At 64.6% G+C, this 19,556-nt stretch carries 16 protein-coding genes; 10 read left to right on the top strand and 6 right to left on the bottom strand.

Annotation, left to right across the window (positions count from 1 at the left end):
• Nucleotides 1-47: 47 nt before the first annotated feature.
• Together BM374_RS13220 and BM374_RS13215 are read left to right on the top strand one after the other, a co-directional pair.
• A complete protein-coding gene (locus BM374_RS13220; RefSeq protein WP_177248267.1) occupies nt 48-947 on the top strand; it encodes a DUF1963 domain-containing protein in 900 nt (299 codons plus the stop codon).
• Nucleotides 948-1,019: 72 nt separating this feature from the next.
• Entirely contained in the window at nt 1,020-2,075 is a 1,056-nt protein-coding gene (locus BM374_RS13215; protein WP_092292684.1) for a DUF4274 domain-containing protein, read from the top strand.
• Between the two features lie 151 nt (nt 2,076-2,226).
• Here BM374_RS13215 and BM374_RS13210 read toward each other — a convergent pair whose 3' ends face one another.
• On the bottom strand, nt 2,227-4,248 hold the full coding sequence (locus BM374_RS13210; protein ID WP_092292682.1) for a YgiQ family radical SAM protein: 2,022 nt from the start codon (nt 4,246-4,248) through the stop codon (nt 2,227-2,229).
• A 289-nt stretch (nt 4,249-4,537) separates the two neighbouring features.
• Between BM374_RS13210 and BM374_RS38555 the strand changes: the two genes are divergently transcribed.
• Nucleotides 4,538-4,702 (top strand): hypothetical protein, encoded by a 165-nt coding sequence (locus tag BM374_RS38555; RefSeq protein WP_177248266.1) that lies wholly within the window; start codon nt 4,538-4,540, stop codon nt 4,700-4,702.
• Here the strand turns inward: BM374_RS38555 and BM374_RS13205 are convergent.
• Together BM374_RS13205 and BM374_RS13200 are read right to left on the bottom strand one after the other, a co-directional pair.
• On the bottom strand, nt 4,699-5,388 hold the full coding sequence (locus tag BM374_RS13205) for a GntR family transcriptional regulator (protein ID WP_092292680.1): 690 nt from the start codon (nt 5,386-5,388) through the stop codon (nt 4,699-4,701). The two genes, BM374_RS38555 and BM374_RS13205, sit on opposite strands and share 4 nt — an antisense overlap.
• An 8-nt stretch (nt 5,389-5,396) precedes the next feature.
• Nucleotides 5,397-6,809, bottom strand: a complete 1,413-nt coding sequence (locus BM374_RS13200) for an FAD-binding oxidoreductase (protein WP_092292678.1) — start codon at nt 6,807-6,809, stop codon at nt 5,397-5,399.
• A gap of 171 nt (nt 6,810-6,980) precedes the next feature.
• On the opposite strand from BM374_RS13200, the gene BM374_RS13195 reads away from it, so the two are divergent.
• From BM374_RS13195 to BM374_RS13185, 3 genes are all read left to right on the top strand, one after another.
• Nucleotides 6,981-7,865 carry a dihydrodipicolinate synthase family protein gene (locus tag BM374_RS13195; RefSeq protein ID WP_092292676.1) on the top strand — a complete coding sequence of 295 codons (885 nt, stop codon included), beginning with the start codon at nt 6,981-6,983 and terminating at the stop codon, nt 7,863-7,865.
• A gap of 187 nt (nt 7,866-8,052) precedes the next feature.
• A complete protein-coding gene (locus BM374_RS13190) occupies nt 8,053-10,371 on the top strand; it encodes a TonB-dependent siderophore receptor (protein WP_092292674.1) in 2,319 nt (772 codons plus the stop codon).
• Nucleotides 10,372-10,410: 39 nt separating this feature from the next.
• Entirely contained in the window at nt 10,411-11,628 is a 1,218-nt protein-coding gene (locus BM374_RS13185; RefSeq protein ID WP_092292672.1) for a PepSY-associated TM helix domain-containing protein, read from the top strand.
• Here BM374_RS13185 and BM374_RS13180 read toward each other — a convergent pair.
• Nucleotides 11,542-12,405, bottom strand: coding sequence for a LysR family transcriptional regulator (locus BM374_RS13180; RefSeq protein WP_092292670.1), 864 nt, complete (start codon nt 12,403-12,405; stop codon nt 11,542-11,544). The two genes, BM374_RS13185 and BM374_RS13180, sit on opposite strands and share 87 nt — an antisense overlap.
• A gap of 149 nt (nt 12,406-12,554) precedes the next feature.
• Between BM374_RS13180 and BM374_RS13175 the strand changes: the two genes are divergently transcribed.
• The 4 genes from BM374_RS13175 to serA all read left to right on the top strand — a co-directional run bounded on the left by BM374_RS13175 (nt 12,555) and on the right by serA (nt 16,732).
• The gene (locus BM374_RS13175; RefSeq protein WP_092292668.1) at nt 12,555-13,460 is read left to right on the top strand and encodes an alpha/beta fold hydrolase; all 906 of its coding nucleotides are present in this window, start codon (nt 12,555-12,557) and stop codon (nt 13,458-13,460) included.
• 71 nt (nt 13,461-13,531) lie between these two features.
• Nucleotides 13,532-13,906 carry a hypothetical protein gene (locus BM374_RS13170; protein ID WP_092293436.1) on the top strand — a complete coding sequence of 125 codons (375 nt, stop codon included), beginning with the start codon at nt 13,532-13,534 and terminating at the stop codon, nt 13,904-13,906.
• A gap of 83 nt (nt 13,907-13,989) precedes the next feature.
• The gene (locus tag BM374_RS13165; RefSeq protein ID WP_092292666.1) at nt 13,990-15,222 is read left to right on the top strand and encodes a rhodanese-like domain-containing protein; all 1,233 of its coding nucleotides are present in this window, start codon (nt 13,990-13,992) and stop codon (nt 15,220-15,222) included.
• A 265-nt stretch (nt 15,223-15,487) separates the two neighbouring features.
• A complete protein-coding gene (gene serA, locus BM374_RS13160) occupies nt 15,488-16,732 on the top strand; it encodes a phosphoglycerate dehydrogenase (RefSeq protein WP_177248265.1) in 1,245 nt (414 codons plus the stop codon).
• Here the strand turns inward: serA and BM374_RS13155 are convergent.
• A complete protein-coding gene (locus BM374_RS13155; RefSeq protein ID WP_210188577.1) occupies nt 16,729-18,342 on the bottom strand; it encodes an MDR family MFS transporter in 1,614 nt (537 codons plus the stop codon). The two genes, serA and BM374_RS13155, sit on opposite strands and share 4 nt — an antisense overlap.
• Nucleotides 18,290-19,537 carry an HlyD family secretion protein gene (locus tag BM374_RS13150; protein WP_177248264.1) on the bottom strand — a complete coding sequence of 416 codons (1,248 nt, stop codon included), beginning with the start codon at nt 19,535-19,537 and terminating at the stop codon, nt 18,290-18,292. The genes BM374_RS13155 and BM374_RS13150 overlap by 53 nt, the downstream gene beginning before the upstream one ends.
• Nucleotides 19,538-19,556: the final 19 nt, after the last annotated feature.

The following is a 19,556-nucleotide window of genomic DNA, read 5'->3' as shown; positions in this document are numbered from 1 at the left end:
CAACCGGGCCGCTGCCTTGCCTGAATCTCCGCACAAGGGAGTTCGCTGTGAATTCGCCCTTCACGAAAGCGCTTGATGCAAACCGTCACCCGGCGATCTGGCTGAGAAGGGTGGACACATTTCGTTCGGCCTCCAAACTCGGCGGTCTGCCGTGGCTGCCCAAAGGCGTTGCGTGGCCGCGCCAACTTAAGTCAAAAACGCCGCTGCATTTCCTTGCGCAAATCGATCTCGCCGCGCTGCCAAGGAGCCCGCTTGAGCCCGGCGGGCCCAAGCTGCCCACAACAGGCATTCTCTACTTTTTTGCCGACATGTACGAAACGATGTTGTGGGGAGATGATGAGGTGGGCGCAGTCGATGACTTCAAGTACTCGACCCGCGTCATCTATTCGGCAGCGCCAGGAGCGGCACCGGGCGTTGCGCCAACGGAATTGCCGCCTCAAGTCGCACATGCCTTTGGTCAGGATGGAGGCGGCCGCAGCCGCGGGCTGCGCATTTTTCCAGAGGCGCCCCTCAACGCTCACCTCGTCGATACGTTCGTCGGCTGTCGGGCAATTTTGCGCGACGACTATACGATCGCAGCCGACCTCAGGACGGTTGCGTCCATTGAGCGAGCGACCGGCGAAAAGACACCGATCGTTTCGGTCCCGCCTTTTGATGGCCAAGCGGGCTTGGCCCAGCCCTTCTATCGCACGGAAGGCCAAGATGGCGGCAGAAAATTTAGCGCAACGCACTTCGTTCGCCATCAGATGCTCGGTCCGCCGACGGGTCCACATGGGTTCAGCGATGACGTAGGGTTGGGAGAGGATGTCTCGCTCTTCCAGATCGATACCGACCCGGGGCTCAGCAGGGAGTTCTCGTTTTCACAGGGTGGCCCGGCTCACTTCTGGATCACGCGCGATGACCTTGCTGCAGGTCGATTTGACCAGGCATATGCGACCACGGCCTGAAAGGCGCGATGACTGTCCCATTCTTCTGGCGCAAGAATCGCCGGATATTTCCCTTCCTTACGCGGCCTCCCGATGTCCCTCGCTCAGCAATTGTCGCAACTCCGTCCCCTGATGATTCCGGCCGAGATTGAAGCGCTTCTTGGGCCGGAGGCTACGAAGCGGGCACTGGATAGGTTGGGCCGCTTTGAGAGCGCCACCGGCGTGTCGGTCGATTTTTCGCATGCGGATGGGGTCATCGATTCCATCTTCTATTCGGCCATGTTCAATTTCCCCCGCGACGTGGCGGTGTGCGGCGTACAGATCGGCATGACCGTCGACGCCCTGCGCAAGGCGCTGCCTGAGGTGCGTTTGGCGGACGGCGAGACGGGCTTGCCCAACGAGCGCGGGTTTATCAGGTATCGAGCCAAACTGACTGCCCTGAATGCGAGGATTGATGTCTCCATAAAGGATGGGCAAGTGTATGCGTTCGGCCTGTACCGGGCCGACCTCGACGAGGCGCGGGAGCGGCGACAACGGCAAGATACCGAACGACGCGCGGAAACCAACCGCAAGCGGGAGCTCGCCCACAAATGGAAATCCGTCGAAGACCCCGATCAGATGCTGCTGAGCTGGGCCGAGCATTGTTCGCCCTGGACTAACTACCCGCCCCAGAAATTCGTCAGGTTCGCCCGTTGGCTCATGGCAACGACGGATCCGGATATCTGGCACGTCGTGGCGACGAGGTGGAATTGGGATTACAGCCACGCGCCCCTGTTATGGATCATCAGGCAACAGAAATGCGATATCGCGACCGCGCTCGAGATATTCTTCCTTGCAGAGCCGACCTATTATTTCCGATGGGCCAAGGATCGTTCGGCCGTCCCGACCGATAACCTCGAAATGTTCGATTTTCTGGCGGAGCTTCGCGCGCGACTCGCGCGGGGATTTTACCGGCGGTCCGAAATCGCCTTCGACGGCGAGGAGCATATGTCCTACATCAATCGAGGGCTGCAGACCGCGGAAGAAAGGGGCTTGGCCGAGAGCTTCTTTCCGCTGGAGGCAGGACAGAAGATTCCGGGACGCGACCTGAAGGACAGTGAGGACGGCAAGTTCGGCGAATGCTACGCCATGTTGGCGACCGTCAATTAGGCCTGGCTGGCCGTGTCCGCTAATGGGATGGTCCGGCCGTGCTCCCGCCCTGTAAGCCCTGGATTCCCACAGTCTGGCTACTGTGCATGGGGTTGTTTTCGACTTTGTTCGCGGACGCGAACGCCTGAGGCGCAATTCGGCGCTCGCGCCGCTACTTCATCACGCGCACGCCCTTGGTCGTGAACTTCTGCGTCCTGCCGCCCGGTCGCACCGGCCGCCGCGTGCCGGCAGCCTTGCCGGTGCCGGGCGGCTGGTGCGCCGGGACGAGCTGGTGCGGCTGCGAGCCGATCAGGTCGCGGCGGCCCATCTCGATCAGGGCCTCGCGCAGCACGGGCCAGTTGTCGGGGTCGTGGTAGCGCAGGAACGCCTTGTGCAGGCGGCGCTGGCGCAGGCCCTTGATCGCCTCGACCTTGTCGCTGCCGCCGTGGCGCACGCCGCGCAGCGGATTGACGCCGGTGTGGTACATCGCGGTCGCGGTCGCCATCGGCGAGGGCAGGAAGGTCTGCACCTGATCGGCGCGATAGCGGTTCTTCTTCAGCCACAGTGCGAGGTTCATCATGTCCTCGTCGGTGGTGCCCGGATGCGCCGCGATGAAATAGGGGATCAGGTAATATTTCTTGCCGGCCTTTTCCGCGGCTTCGTCGAACATCCGCTTGAACTTGTTGTAGGCGCCGATGCCCGGCTTCATCATCTTGTCGAGCGGGCCGCGCTCGGTGTGTTCAGGCGCGATCTTGAGATAGCCGCCGACGTGATGAGTGACGAGCTCCTTGATGTATTCGGGACTCTCGACCGCGAGGTCGTAGCGCACGCCCGAGGCCACCATCACCTTCTTGATGCCTTTGGTCTCGCGCACCTTGCGATAGAGGCGGATGAGCTCGTCGTGCGAGGTGTTGAGGTTCGGGCAGATCTCGGGGAAGACGCAGGACGGCCGCCGGCACGCTGCCTCGACCTTCGGGTCCTTGCACGCCATCCGGTACATGTTGGCGGTGGGGCCGCCGATGTCGGAGATCACGCCGGTGAAGCCCGGCGTCTTGTCGCGGATCTTCTCGATCTCGCGCAAAATGGAACCCTCGGAGCGGTTCTGGATGATGCGGCCCTCGTGCTCGGTGATCGAGCAGAAGGTGCAGCCGCCGAAGCAGCCGCGCATGATCGTGACCGAGAACTTGATCATGTCCCACGCCGGGATCTTCGCATCCCCGTACGACGGATGCGGCGCGCGCGCGTAAGGCAGGTCGTAGACCGCGTCCATCTCCTCTGATGTGAGCGGGATCGGCGGCGGGTTGAGCCAGAGATCGCGGTCGCCGTGGCGCTGCACCAGCGGCCGCGCATTGCCGGGATTGCTCTCACGGTGGAGCACGCGTGAGGCGCGGGCGTAGGCTTCCTTGTCCTGCTCGACCTGCTCCAGCGCGGGCAGACGGATCACGGTCGCACCCTTCTGCCGCGTGGCGCCCTCGTCGGCGGAATCGAGATCGTCGGCGTGCAGCTCGGTGTAGTCCGCCGGGACCTTGCGAAACAGCGCAACGCCCCTGATGTCGTCGAGCTCGCGCGGGCTTTCACCGGCGGCGAGGCGATGCGCGACTTCGACAACAGCGCGTTCGGCGTTACCGTAAAGCAGGAGGTCGGCCTTGGCGTCGGCCAGCACCGAGCGCCGCACCTTGTCCGACCAGTAATCGTAATGTGCGATCCGGCGCAGCGAGGCCTCGATGCCGCCGAGCACGATCGGCACATCCTTGAACGCCTCGCGGCAGCGCTGGGCGTAGACGACGGTCGAGCGGTCCGGCCGCTTGCCCCCTTCGCCGCCAGCCGTGTAGGCGTCGTCATGGCGGAGGCGCCGGTCCGCGGTGTAGCGGTTCACCATGGAATCCATGTTGCCGCCGGTGACGCCGAAGAACACCTTCGGCTTGCCCAACGCCTTGAACGGTTCCGCCGACTGCCAGTCGGGCTGGGAGATGATGCCGACCCGGAAGCCCTGGGCCTCGAGCAGGCGGCCGATGATCGCCATGCCGAAGCTCGGATGGTCGACATAGGCGTCCCCAGTCACCAGCACGATGTCGCATTCATCCCAGCCGAGCGCGTCCATCTCGGCGCGGCTCATGGGAAGGAACGGCGCCGGCTTGCGCGGGCGCGCCTGGGCCGTCAGGGGCTTGGTGGCGGCGATGATCTGGGTGTCCATGGGGCCTAGGCATAGGACTCCGGGCGGCCGAATTCAACCGATCGGTGTGCCGACTTTGCCGATCGGGACGTCACGCGCGACTGTGACACCGTCCACATATGGCCCGCAGCCTGCCGCTATCGTCGCGACGCGATGAGCCGAGGGTTCCCGTCCCCTCGGGGATCGCGCACTCGGCTATAGGAACCAACCCGGCCACGGAACATTCTGATGGAGGGTTCGACGCGAGCCCGGTCCGCGTGCGCCTCCACGATGTGGCGCTCGCTGTATCGCCTCGGGCGACGGGGGAGCTGTGAGCACAGTCATAGAGAATTTGCTGCTGCGGAAGCAGAAGCTCGTGGAACAGCTTCAGAAGGCGCAGTCGGTCGAGGATCGCGAGAAAATCGAGCATCAGCTCGACCAGATCAACACCGCATTGGATTTCCTGGACAGGCCGGGACCGGAGGGCGCACGCTAGAAGCGCTCACCCCCTTTGGGTGCCTCGACCTTCAAGGCCTTGGCGTAGATCACGCCTGAATTGGTGATGTGCGTGGTCATGTTTGCCTCGAACGTCGCAAACTCGCCGCGCGCGAACAGGTCGAGCAGCTTGCGGTGCTCGTCGAACGACGAGCGGGTGCGCACGTCGATCGGCGAGGTCAGATTGGTGCGGAGCGCGGCGACGCGGCCGGAGACGAGCTGATAGGATTCGGCGAGATAGCGGTTGCCGCAATGGCTGAATAGCGCCTCGTGAAAGGCGGCGTCGGCGCGGCCATAGGCGATGTTGTCTTTGGCCTCCACCGCCGGCTCCATCGCCGCAATCGCTTCGGTCATCGCGGCGATCGCACCAACGCGGTCATGACGAAAGGCGAACTCGGCGGCCTTGGGCTCGAGCGCGATGCGGAAGCTGCACAGCGCGGTGATGTCTTCTGCGCTTGGCGTGAACACGAAGCTGCCAACCTGCGGCCGGATCACCACGAGCCCCTGCGCCTGCAACTGACCCATCGCCTCGCGCACCGGCGTGCGGCTGACTCCGAACGAGGTCGCCACCATCTCCTCGGAAATGGCAGCGCCCAGCGCGAACTCGCCGTCGATGATCGCCTGCCGCAGCCGCAGCATCACCCGCTGCGACAGCGATTTCGGCGCATCGAGCTTGAGCGAGCGCATCGGGGATCTCAGATCACCTTGCCGGGATTGAGCAGATGATCGGGATCGAGCGCGGCCTTCAGCGTCCGCATCAAGGCGATCTCCGCCTCGCTGCGGGCGTGACCAAGCCATTTCTTCTTCAGCGTGCCGATGCCGTGCTCGGCCGAGACGCTGCCGCCCATGTCGCGGACGAGGCCGTAGATGATCGTATCCATCTCCTCCTTGGGCTGCTGCTCGACGGGAAGGCCTGTGACCCAGGAAACGAGGTGCAGGTTGCCATCGCCGATGTGGCCGTAATAGGCGCTCTCGCAGCCCTTGATGCCGTCAGCCAGGGCCGCCTTGCAACGCGTCGCGAACTCGTCCATCCGCGCCACCGCAAGGCCGATATCGTAGGAGATGTGCGGGCCCAGCACCTGACCGAACTCGGCGCAGATGTCGCGCACGCGCCAGAAGCCTTGCGTCTGCGCCAGCGATTGCGCCACGGCAGCATCCGTGAGCAGGCCGCGCTCCATCAGCTCTTCGAGCCAGGCCTGGAAACGCGGCGCATCGACGCTCTCGTCGGTGCCTTGCGCCTCGACCAGCACGTAGAGGCCATGGCCGGCGGCGACCGGCGGCTTGACGCCGGCGCGGGTCGTGATCACGTCCCAATAATCCGGCCACATTACCTCGAACGCCGACAGCAGCGGACCGAGTCCGCTGCGGGCGGCGCCGAGCAACTCGATCACCGCGGCATAGTCCTTCAGGGCGCAGAGCGCGGCCATGGTCGAGCGCGGCTTCGGAAACAGTTTCAGCACCACGCGGGTGATGATGCCGAGCGTGCCTTCCGAGCCGATGAAGAGATGTTTCAGGTCGTAACCGGCATTGTTCTTCATCAGCTTGTTGAGGCCAGTGATGACAGTGCCATCGGGCAGTACCACCTCTAAGCCCAGCACCAGCTCGCGCGTCATGCCGTAGCGGATCACGCGGTTGCCGCCGGCATTGGTGGAAAGATTGCCGCCGATCGCGCAGGAGCCGCGCGAGCCGAGATCGAGCGGAAAAAAGAAGCCGGCTTCGTCTGCGGCCTTCTGGATCGTCTCCAGCGGCGTGCCTGCTTTCACCGTCATCGTCATCGATGCGGGATCGATCTCCTCGATGCCGGTCATCCGCTCCAGCGAGATCGCGACCCAGCCGGCTTCGGGCGCGGCGCCGCGGCAGAGGCCGGTCAAGCCGCCCTGCGGCACGAACGGCAGGCGCGCCTGGCGGCAGGTGAGGATCGCATCGGCAACGCCCTGGGCATCGCGCGGGCGGATCACCGCCAGCGGTATTTGCGGCAGGCTCGCGCTCCAGTCGTTGCAATTGCGTGTCGGCACATCGCTGCCGGTCAGCACGGCCGCGGCGCCGAGCTTGTCGCGCAACGTTTCGAGCAATGAGGCGGGATGTCCGACGGGCGTCAGCATGTCCATGTGAGACCTCTTGCATATCTGGCCGAGCCGCCCTGGGCGGAGCTACGGCAGGGAATTGCATCTCTCTTGTATGTAAGGTACAAGAGGCAAAGTAAAGCAAAAACAGCCTCATGGGCCCCGAAGACCGTTACGGATCAGGGCCTTATTCGGGATGCAACAATGGGTGGTGCTATGACGGAGGCAATTCGCGGGTTCTGGGTGGCGTCGGCGACGCCGCTGGCGGCGAACGGCAATGTGGACTCTGCGAAGCTCGCTGCGCATGCCAAGCAGCTGTTCAGCAAGGGGGTCGATGGTGTCGTGCTGTTCGGCACCACCGGCGAGGGGACCTCGTTCAATGTTGCCGAACGCGTCGCGACCATCGACGCCGTGCTCAAGGCCGGCGTGCCGGCGGAGCGCATCGGCGTCGGTGGCGGCTTTCCCGCCATCAGCGACAGCATCGCGCTGACGCGCGCCGCACTCGGCCTCGGCCTGCGCCACGTGCTGGTTCTGCCGCCTTACTTCGACCGCAGCGTCACGGCTGAGGGCATCGAGGATGCGTTTGCGGCCATCATCGACGGCGTCGCCGACGATCGTCTGCGCGCCTATCTCTATCATATCCCGCAGATCTCGGGTGTCGCGATCCCGACGACGGTCGCTGCAAATTTGCGCAGGCGCTACGGCAATGTGGTCGCGGGCCTGAAGGACTCCAGCGGCGACTTCAAGCAATTTCAGGCGTTCCGTGCCGCGGCGCCTGAGCTTGCCATCACCGTCGGCAATGAAACCGACATCGCGCGCGCGATCGCCGGCGGCGGCGCGGGGACGATCTGCGGCATGGCCAATATCGCGCCGGAGCTGGTCAAGGCGATGATCGACGGCAAGGATGTCGAAGCGCGCATGCAGGCCGCGGTCGACATCGTGGTGAAGTCGCCATCCTTCCTGACGACGCTGAAGGCCATCCTCGCCGCGCAGACCGGCGATGCCGGCTGGCTGCGCGTGCGTCCGCCGCTACGTGCTTTGTCTGATGGCACCGCGCTCAAGGCGAAGCTGGACGAGCTGACCAGCCCCGCCATCGCCTGAGCTTGCAGCAATGCTGCGACACGTTGCCGCGAATTCGTGCGCGGCGTGTCGCAGCTGCCTTTCTCCGTTGCTCTCAATCTAGAACGATTCAACACTAGAGCTATTCAAGTCCGGCCACGGTTCTCTTCGTTCGCAGCGGCTGCTAGACGCGCCAGCGTCAATGCTGTGACTTGGAAGTGAATCGAAAGTGCGTACCTCTCTGGGTGGCCCTCGCGTCAGCGGCCATCGAAATCGCGCCGGTAACAGCCGCGCAGGTTTTCTCATCGGCGCAGCCGTGCTGCTCGCCGAATCTCCCTCCGGCAGTACGATCGCGCAGGCGCAAACGGCGCTGCCGCCCGTGAACGTGGATGCGCCGACGCAGCGGCCGAAGCCGTCGCGCGCTTCGGAACAGTCGCAACGACGTACGCAGGCGGCCGCGCGCCGCAACCAAAGCACCGCTCCGCCCGCCGCACCGAACCTGTCCGAGCGTGCCGCGGCAGAGGCCGCCGCGCAGCAGGCCGCAAAGCTCGGCTATCGCGCAATGCCGAGCGCGACCACGCTGCGCTCGGGCGCATCGCCGCTCGACACCTCGCAATCCGTCAACATCGTGCCCGCCCAGGTGCTCAAGGACCAGCTGCCACGCAACATCGACGATGCCTTGGTCAACATCAGCGGCATCACGCAGACCAACACGCTCGCCGGTACCCAGGATGCAGTGATCCGACGCGGCTTCGGCGATAACCGCGACGGTTCGATCATGCGCAACGGCATGCCGCTGGTGCAGGGGCGCAGCCTCAATGCTGCAGTCGACAGCGTCGAGGTGCTGAAGGGGCCGGCCTCGCTGCTCTACGGCATCATGGATCCGGGGGGCATCGTCAACACCATCAGCAAACGTCCGGAGTTGTACCAGCACGGCTCAGTTACGCTGCTGGGCTCGACCTACGCCAACAATCGCAACGGCGCCGACGGCACATTCGACGTCACCGGTCCGATCGGCGACGGTGGTCTTGCCTATCGCTTCATCGGTTACGGCATCAGCGAGGACTATTGGCGCAATTTCGGCCGCCACAGGGAAATGCTCGTAAACCCGTCACTCGCCTGGTACGGCGAGACCACGACGGTCCAGCTCACCTATGAGCATCGCGAATTCATCACTCCCTTCGACCGCGGCACCGCATTCGTCAACGGCGCGCCGCTGGCGATTCCGAAGACACGTCGGCTCGATGAACCCTTCAACAATATGTGGGGCACGTCGGATCTGGTGCAGGGCTCGGTCGAGCAGAAGCTGAGCGACAATTGGAAGGTCACGGCAGCCTACAGCTACAACACGGAGACTTACAGCGCCAACCAGCTTCGGATCACCGGCGTCAATGCGAAGACGGGCGTTGAGACCCGCAGCAACGATGGCACCCAGAACTCGCTCAGCAACGCCAGCTACGGCACCTCCTACACGCAAGGGGACGTCTGGGTCGGCGGCTTCCGCAATGAGATTCTGTTCGGCGGCGAGGCGCTGTATCGCACGATCGATCGCCGCGACTTGATCCGGCAGGCGACCCCGAGCTTCAATGTCTACAATCCGGTCTACGGGCTGATCACGCCTGGCACGACCATTTCGCCTGTCGACAGCGAGCAGACCGACAAGCTCGGTACCCGCGGCTTCTTCGCCCAGGATACCTTCCACCTGACTAACTGGCTGTCCGTGGTCGGCGGCGTGCGCTGGATGCAATATGAGCAGCTCGCCGGAAAGGGCCGGCCTGTCTTCGTTACCAACACCAACCTGTCGGGCGACAGGGTGCTGCCGCTCGGTGGCGTCGTGGTCAAGCTGAGCGAAGAGCTCTCTTACTATGTGAGCTATACGCAGTCGTTGAAGCCGACTTCGACCATTGCGGCGTTCACCAGCGGATTCGTCGTCGATTCCACCATCGCGCCCGAAGAGGGGACGCAGTGGGAGACCGGGCTGAAGTTCGACAAGCGGTTGTCGGGCACCTTTGCGGTCTACGACATCCAGAAGAAGAACGTACTGGTGCTGGACGAGATCGGCGGTGGCAGGTCGACCGGGCGCGCCTCGGGCGCGGCCCGATCGCGCGGTGTCGAACTGGACGTCACCGGCAGGCTCACGGATGAATGGAGCGTGATCGGCAGCTACGGCTACACCGACGCGCGCCTGATCGACGATCCCCTCGTCGGCAATGCAAAGCTGCTGAACGCTGCGATGAACACGGCGTCGCTCTATCTCGTCTACGATTTCGGCGACCGCTTGCCCGGACGCCTGCGGCTCGGTGGCGGCGCGCACTATGTCGGCGATCGGCCGGGCGATTCCGCGAACACGTTCTTCCTCCCAGCCTACACGGTTGCCGATATCTTCACGACCTACGACACGACCATCGACAAAGTACCCGTGACGTATCAGTTCAACGTCAAGAACCTGTTCGACAAGGTCTACTACACCTCCACGACCGGGAGCGCCCTGAACGTCGCGATGGGCGATGGCCGGCGCATCTCACTGTCGGCGACGGTGAAGTTCTAGTCATGGCGATACGACAACAGGGCAAGAAGGCCCGCGCCGATGCCTAAGCTCGGGCCCGCAATCAAAGCCGCACTACTTCAGGTCCATTCCGTCGTCGGCCTCGTGCTGGCGTTGCTGCTCTCCTTGATCGCGCTGACCGGTGCGATCATGAGCTTCGAGGACGAGATTGTCGATCATCTGAATGCCGGCATCATGCAGGTCGCGCCACGGACGACGCCGCCACTGCTGCCGGACGAACTGGTATCGCGCCTGAAGGCAGTGCCCGATGCCGGCAAGGTCGCGGCCATCACGCTGTCGAGCGATCCGTCCGCGGCCGTTCACATCCGCTTTGCCCGTGACGAGCAGGGCACGCGGCCGTCCTCGCTCTATGTCGACCCCTATGATGGAACCCTGCTTGGCGTGCCGCGCGGCGAGGACTTCTTCGCGACGGTGCGCAGACTGCATCGCTGGCTGCTCGTTCCCGGCGATGCCAAGGGGTGGGGACGCCAGATTACCGGCGTTGCCGCGCTAGGGTTGATCGTGATGCTGATCTCAGGGCTCGTACTGCGCTGGCCGCGTCGTGCAAGCAGCATGAAGATGTGGCTGAAGCCAAATCTCGGGCTGAGCGGCCGCGGCCTGCATCGCTCGCTACATGCGGTCATCGGCACCTGGGTGCTGCCGGTCTATCTCGTGATGAGCCTCACCGGGCTCTGGTACTCGTTCGATTGGTACAAGGATGGCGTCGTCTGGTTGCTGTCGCGCCCACATGTGGCGGCGGCGAAGGGGCCACCGCATTCATCCCGTCGTCCGGAGCCGAGCCAGCCCGTCGGGTTCGATCGCGCGTGGTCGACCCTCCGGCATGAGCAGAATGAGGGCTTCGCCAGGGTTCAGCTGATGCTCCCGGCTGGGCCGGGCACGGTACTGCGAATACGGTCGTGGCCGAAGGACTCCACGCTCGAAAGCGTACGCGACGAGCTTCGCATCGATGGCGCTACAGGCCAGCTAATCTCCGCGGAGCGCCATGGCGACAAGACGCTCGGTGAGAAGGCGATTGCGAGCGTGTTCGATATCCACCGCGGCGCTGTGCTGGGCTGGCCCGGCAAGATTGCTTTCATGATTGCCGCCGCGTTGATGCCATTGTTCGCGATCACCGGCTTGCTCTTGTACCTGTCGCGCCTCAAGCTGCGGTCCTCACGCCAGCGCACAGCGTTCGGCGATAATGCCGCTGATCGCGCGGGTGAACGGCAGGTTGCAGCCCTCGGCAATACCAAGGGCTAGCTCGACCGCATTGAGCTGCGGCAGGTCCACTAGATCGCCCGCGTGCCTCAGCGATTTGCGGTCGCCCAGCTTGACGGGCAGGGCTGCATAGCCGAGGCCGGCTTTGACCGCGCCGACCAACGCGGAGAGACTGCGCGCCTCGCAAGCGATGGTCCATTCCCGCCCGACCAGGCGCAGGCTGCGGAGCGCTTCGCCGCGATAGGCGCAGCCATCGGCAAAGGTCACCAGCGGAACGGTATCGTCGGAGCGACTTGATGCTGGTGCCTGGCCGAACCACGCCATCGGCTCGAACGCGATCGCCGCGTCAGCTTCGTTCGAGGGCGCACGCTTGTAGAAGGCGAGATCGAGCCGGCCGTGCCCGAGGTCCTCAGCGAGCCGCGCCGAGAGGTCGGTGCGCACCGAGAATTGTACTTTGGGGAAGCGCGATCGGATATGGTCAAAGGCCGACGCGAAATCGCGCTCGAGAAAGTCGGCGGGCATGCCGAGCCGGACCGGCTCGTCCGAAGCCGGCCGGCGCATGGCGGCCACTGCGCGCGCGTTGAGCGCGATCATCTCCCGCGCATGCGTAACGAGCTCCGCGCCCTTGGCCGTCGGCCCGAGCACTCGGCCTCGAATCCGCTCCAGCAGGGGATGACCGACCACGGCTTCGAGCCGGGCGATCTGAAGGCTGATCGCAGATTGCGTTCGTCCCAGCTGCTCCGCCGCGCGCGAAAAGCTCTTCAACTCGACGATGGCGAGCAGCGCGCGGAGTGTATCGATATCGAGGGTTGTCGGCATGGGTAGGCTCCGAACGGCGCCACCGGACCGAGCTCCGGCGGAATGAGATTTATCGATCAAGGCATTGCAGAAATCAATTTCCCCCGCGCGGATCTTGCGGGCTATCAGGTAGGCAGCGCTAGCTGAAATCGAAGGCGCGGGGGAAACGCATGCAACGCCGCAATGTACTTAAAGGGCTGGGTCTGACCGCCACCGCCGCAATCGCCACCACGCCGGCCTTCGCGCAAGGCATGGCCCAGTCGGCGAACGCACCCTCATCTCCCTGGCCGGCGCCGCAACTCGCGACCGGTGGTCGGCTCGGCCATTGCCGCATCGGTAACGGCCCCACGGTCTGTGTGGTGCTGCACGAATGGCTCGGCGATCACGTCAACTGGGAGCCGGTGCTGCCCTATCTCGATCCCGCGCGCTATACCTTCGTGTTCGTGGACCTCAGAGGTTACGGCTGGTCGCGCGGCATGAGCGGCAGCTACACGTTGGACGAAGCTGTGGCCGACGTGCTGCATACGGCCGACGAGCTTGCCATCACCCGCTTCCATCTGGTCGGTCATTCGATGTCCGGCTTGGTCGCGCAGAAGGTCGCGCTTCTGGCCGGAAGCCGGCTTCAGAGCGTGACGCTGTTCTCGCCGGTGCCGCCCACCGGCTTCCGCGCCGATGAGGCCGCGATGAAGGCGCTCAACGCCGTTATCGACGAGGACGAGGCGGCCGGACGCGCGATCACGGCCCGCACGTCCGGTGGCTACGGCGCCGGCTGGCTGCGCCGCAAGCTCGCCATCGCGCGCGAGGCCTCGACGGTCGAGGCCAAGCGCGGCTATCTCACCATGTTCACGAGCTCCGCCATATCAGGCGAGACGCATGGGCTGGCCGCCCCCACGCACGTCGTGACCGGCGCCCTGGACATCCCGTTCTATCGCGGCGAGCCGCTGCGGAATGCCTTCGCACTTGCCTATCCCCGCGTGACATTCGAGATCATCGACGATGCCGGCCATTATTCCATGCTCGAAACCCCGGTGCGGGTCGCCAGCATCATCGAGAAGCAGGTAGCTGGGGCAGGCTGAGACACGCCTGTCGCTTCGAACCTCATCCTGGAGATCCGGTACAAAATCCCGGATGGCTCAGGGAGAGGATGATGTCACCAATCCGACGCTTGCTTGCATGCACGATCTGTCTCACCGCGCTTCTCGGCCTGTTCGATACGCCGAGCCGTGCCGATGCGCTCTGCAACGAGCCGGAAACGGGGTCGAAGGAGGCTCCGATGGTCTCGCCGCCGACGTTGAATGTGGTGACAGGAGCCGGGCGGTTGCAATTCTACTCGGCGCCGAAACCCGACCGTCCGATGAAAGGGATCTTCGTCATCCCCAGGGACGAGCTGATCGTCTATGCCCGAAGCGGCGATGGCTGGTCATCGGTGATGTACATGAATCCGAGAACGCAAGACAGCGTATCCGGCTGGGTCAGGTCGGAGCGGTTGAAGCAGACCGGGACCGTCGCGCCGAAGCAATGAGGGCCTGCGTCCGGAGTGACTAGCCAACGCGGCGGCAATGGTCCAAAAGCGTCAGATCCTTCGACCTTCAGGCGCGCTTTCTTATGACTATTCCCAGCGAAACTCCGGCCGATGTCCGTCGCGCGTTGCTCCTGCGCGAGGAGATCGCGCTGCTCGATCTCAGGCATGAGGCGGCCTTCGCCACCGGCCATCCGCTGTTTGCGGCCAACATGGCCGTGGACCGGATCGCGATCGAAGCCGAGGTTCGGCTGCCGCGCAAGGGTGTGCCGGTCGTGCTCTATGATGATGGCGAAGGGCTGGTCGCAACGGGCGTCGAACGCCTCGCAGGGCTCGGCTACCGCGATGTCCGCTCACTCGATGGCGGAATCAAAGCCTGGCGCGCAGCGGGCTATGAAGTGTTTGCGGACGTCAATTCCTATTCGAAGGCGTTCGGCGAGCTGGTCGAGGCGCGTCGTCATACGCCGTCGCTTAGCGCCGACGAAGTGGCCAAACTGATCGCGGACAAGGCCAACATCGCCATCCTCGACGTTCGCCGCTTCGATGAATATGCGACCATGAATATTCCGGGCTCGGTCAGCGTGCCCGGAGCTGAGCTGGTGCTGCGAGCCGGCCAGGCAGCGCCCGATCCAAACACCACGATCATCGTCAATTGCGCCGGTCGCACCCGCTCGATCATCGGCACCCAGTCGCTCATCAACGCCGGTGTGCCCAACAAGGTGCGGGCCTTGCGCAATGGCACGATCGGCTGGACGTTGGCGCGGCACACGCTTAGCCATGGCGCCGACCGGCGCGGCGGGATCGGCTCATTCGAAAACGGTCCGGCCAATGCTCGCGACGTTGCCTATCGCGCTGGCGTCCGCCATGTCGGCGCGAACGAGATGCCGGCGCTGGTCGCTGCGACCGACCGCACGCTCTATCGTTTCGACGTGCGCGATGCCGAGGAGTATGCCGCCGGTCATCTCCCGGGCTTCCGCCACTATCCCGGCGGCCAGCTCGTGCAGGAGACCGATATGGCCGCGCCGGTGCGCGGGGCGCGCATCCTCCTGAGCGACGACAAGGGCGTGCGCGCCGACATGACGGCCTCCTGGCTCGCCCAGATGGGCTGGGAGGTCTACGTGCTCGAAGGTGGCTATGACCGCACGCTCGAGGTAGGCCCGCCGCTGGCCCTGCCGAAGCCCGACCCTGCGCATCGCTACCGCCGTCCCTATGAGGGAACCGACATCGCCGAGGGCGCGATGCAGGCCTATCTCGACTGGGAATACGGCCTGGTCGACCAGCTCCGCCGCGACGGCACGCACGGGTTCTACGTGATCTGACTGACGACGAGCAGCAACTCCGTCGTCCTGAGGCGGCCGCCCCTTGGCGGCCCTCGAAGGACGACGGGGCCCGGCTGGCAGCTCGGCCGTGCCTCCTTCGAGGCTCCCGGCGCGATGCGCATCGCGCCACTCGCACCTCAGGATGACGGGTCTGGTACACCAAGCGCAGCCATCCCCGCCATCTTCTTCTTGTATCCAGCCCTATTGTGCTGTGCGGCGTCCGCGGTCTATGTCCTGCGACAAAGCCGCCAGTCATGGAGATACTATGTCAGCCCCAGGCCAAAGCCCTGAGCGGAGCGCGAAGGCGCTGCTGCTTGAAGGTGTCAACGACAGCGCCGTGGATCTGTTCAAGGGCGCAGGCTTCACCAATGTCGAGCGTCTGACCAAGGCTCTGGATGGCGAGGCACTGCGCGAAGCGCTCAAGGGCGTCTCGCTGCTCGGAATCCGTTCGCGCACCCAGATCACCGACGAGGTGCTGGAAGCCACCGACGGGCTGCTCGCGGTCGGCTGCTTCAGCGTCGGCACCAACCAGGTCGATCTCCTGGCGGCGCGCAAGCGCGGCATTCCCGTGTTCAACGCGCCGTTCTCCAACACGCGCAGCGTCGCCGAGCTCGTCATCGGCGAGATCGTGATGCTGCTGCGGCAGATCTTCCCGCGGTCGGTATCGGCTCATGAGGGCGGCTGGGACAAGTCCGCGGCCGGCAGCCGCGAGGTGCGCGGCCGCACCCTCGGCATCATCGGCTACGGCAATATCGGCTCGCAGCTCTCGACGCTGGCCGAGGCCATGGGTATGCGGGTGATCTATTACGATCGCACCGACAAGCTCCGCCATGGCAACACCGAGCCGCTCGAGAAGCTCGAAGAGCTGCTGGCGCAGAGCGACGTCGTCAGCCTGCACGTGCCGGAGACGCCGGAAACATCAGGTATGATCGGCGAGAAGGAGCTGAGGGCGATGAAGCCGGGCTCGTTCCTGATCAACAACAGCCGCGGCACCGTGGTCGATCTCGACGCGCTCGCGGGTGCCTTGCGCGACGGCCATCTCGCCGGCGCCGCGATCGACGTGTTTCCGGTCGAGCCGTCGTCGAATTCGGAGCGTTTCAAGAGCCCCATGCAGGGTCTCCGCAATGTCATCCTTACCCCGCATATCGGCGGCTCCACGGAAGAGGCGCAGGAGCGGATCGGGGGCGAGGTGGCACGCAAGCTGGTCGACTACTTCATCACGGGGTCGACGATGGGCGCGGTGAATTTCCCCGAGGTGCAACTGCACCTGCGTCCCTCCGGCGCGCGCTTCAGCCATGTCCATCGCAACGTGCCGGGCATGCTGCGCCGGCTGAACGAGGTTTTCCTCCAGCGCGACATCAACATCGCCGCGCAATATCTGGAGACCGCAGGCGACCTCGGTTACGTCGTGCTCGACGCCGATCTCGGCGGCCAGGATTCAGGCGCGCTGCTGGCGCAGATCCGCGGACTGGAAGGTACCATTGGCGCCCGGCTGGTGTTCGAGCACTAATGCGCCGGCCCGCCGGCCGTCTTCACACGCCGCGTCAGCAGCACCGCGATGGCCGCAAGGATCAGCATGGCGCCAATTACGGCGAACGCGTCCGAATAGCCCATTACCAGCGCCTGGCGCTTCACCGTCTTGCCGAGTGCGATGATCGCCTGCTCACGGGCGGCATTAGGGTCGGGCAGGCCATGGGCCGTGAAGTAGTTCGTCATCTGCGCAATGCGGGTGCGAACTTCCTCGCGGCCGAGCGAGACCGACTGGCCGATGATGTTGGAATGGAACTGCTCGCGCTTGGTGATGATGGTGGCGAGCGTCGCCGTGCCGATCGCGCCGCCGAGATTGCGGAGCATGTTGCTGATGCCGGAGGCTGCGGCCGCATCCTGCGGCGCGATGCCGCCTGTCAGCACCGAGGTCAGCGGCGTCAGCACCATGGCTTGGCCTACCGCGCGCACGATGTTCGGAATCCAGAGCTGGTCGCCGGCATAGTCCGGCGACATCGCGGTGTTCATGAAGCAGCTATAAGCGAAGATGAGGAGCCCGGTGATGGCGATGTAACGCGTGTCGAAGCGCTGCATCAGTTTCGGGATCAGCGGGATCAGCACGAGCTGCGGCAGGCCGGTCCAAGCCAGCACGTTACCGATCTGCTCTGCATTGTAGCCCTGCGCCTGGCCGAGATAGGCAGGCAGCATATAGACCGAGCCGAACAGGGCGAAGCCGACCATCGTCATCGCGATCGTACCGAAGCCGAAATTGCGTTGCGTCAGCAGGCGCAGCCGGATCAGCGGCTTTTCGATCCAGAGCTCGATCGTGACGAACAGCGCGAGGCTGACGGCGGAGATCACGGCGAGCTTCAAGATGAAGGGCGAGGAGAACCAGTCGTCCTTGTTGCCTTCCTCGAGCACGGCTTGCAGCGCCGACAGCCCGATCGCCATGGTCACGATGCCGGCCCAGTCGCCCTCCTTCAGGAGGCCAAGCTGCATCTTCTGCCGCTCCAGCGTCACGTAGAGCGCGGCTACCATCACCGCGGTCGGGATCACGTTGACGAAGAAAATGGTGCGCCAGCCATACGTCTCGGTGAGATAGCCGCCGATGGTCGGGCCGATCGCGGGAGCAAAAGTGACTGACAGCGCGAAGATCGCAAGACCCACCGGCTGCTGCGGCTTGGGCAGCTTGGTCAGCACCAGCGTAAACGCCATCGGGATCAGCACGCCGCCGGCAAAGCCTTGCAGGCCGCGCATCGCGATCATCGACGGGAGATCGTGGGCGAAGGCGCAGGCGACCGAGAAGGCGGCGAACAGCGTCGCGCTTGCCAGCATGTACCGGCGGAACGTGAACACGCGGCTCAAATAGTCGGTCAGCGGGATCACGATGATCTCGCCGATCAGGTACGACGTCGAGATCCAGGAGCCGTTGTCGGCGCCGGTGCCGATGCCGCCCTCGATATTGAGCAGCGAGGCGTTGGTGATCTGGATGTTCAGGATCGCCATGAACGAGCCGATCATGGCGGCCAGCACGGCGATCCAGGTGGCGGCGCTCGCGCGATTCGGATCGGCGACCGGCCGGTCAGACGTCGCGGCCGATGTTGCTTGTGTCGAAGGTGAAAGGCTGTTTGACATGGCAAGACCCTCCGGAAACGAGCTTGGCCTTAGCTGCATCGGCCGCGTTCGCGGTCGGCGCGGTCGAACGTGTTGCGATCGTCGGTATCACGGACATGCCGGGGCGCAGCGCGATCGCAGCTCCGTGTTTGTCGTCGAGCGCGATCTTGACGGGAATGCGCTGCACCACCTTGGTGAAATTGCCGGTGGCGTTGTCGGGCGGCAGCAGGGCGAACTCCTGGCCGCTGGCCGGTGCGATGGAATCGACGTGGCCGTGCACGACCTGGCCCGGGAACATGTCGACCTCGATATCGACGGCTTGGCCGGACTTCACATGGGTCAGCTGCGTTTCCTTGAAATTGGCGACGACATAAGCGGCATCCGTCGGCACGATCGACATCAGCTGCGTGCCTGCCTGCACGAACTGGCCGACGCGCAACGACCGATTTCCCACCACGCCGTCAATCGGCGAAACGACGGTGGTGTAGCCGAGGTTCAGTTCGGCCTGGTGCTGCACGGCTTCCGCTCGTGCCGCGGCCGCCGTGGCTTGCACGATCTCCGCCTTGAGCAGGTCGACCTGCTTGAGCGCCGAGGCGAGATTGGCAGTGTCGCGTTCGAGCGTTGCCTGTGCAGAGGCGATGCGTGACTGCGCCTGTTGCGCATTCTGCACGCTGCCCGAGCCGGTCGCGGCGAGATCGGTGTAGCGCTTGTTGTCTTGTGCGGCGAAGGTGAGGTTGGCCTGATCGACGTCGAGTGTGGCGCGCGCGGCCTTGATCACCGCCTGCTGCACCTCGATCTGCGCTTCCTTGCTGGAGATGGCGGCGTTCGCTGCCGAAACGTCAGCCCTGGCCTGATCGAGCGCGACCTTGAAGTCGCGGTCGTCGATCCGCGCCAGCATCTGGCCTGCCTTCACATGCTCGTTATCGGCGACGAGGACCCCGTTGAGATAGCCGCTGACCTTCGGCGCGATGGTGGTGTTGTCAGCCTTCACATAGGCATCATCGGTCGAGACGAGATACTGGCCGACCGTCCAGTAACCGTAGCCGTACCAGCTCGCGCCGGCGAGGGCGACGGCCGCGGCTCCCATCAGCAAGAGCTTGCGGAGATTGAGCTTTTTCCGGACGGTGCTTGTTGACGCCTTAGGCAAGACGCCCTCCAGCGCCGTCGCGGGGAGGGCGGTTTCGGCGGCAGCGGATGGGGTGGTGTGGACGGTCATGGCCGGCTCCCCTGATTTA

This window comes from Bradyrhizobium sp. Ghvi (assembly GCF_900115265.1).
Lineage (GTDB): Bacteria > Pseudomonadota > Alphaproteobacteria > Rhizobiales > Xanthobacteraceae > Bradyrhizobium.
This window is presented reverse-complemented; position numbering and strand designations above follow the sequence as displayed.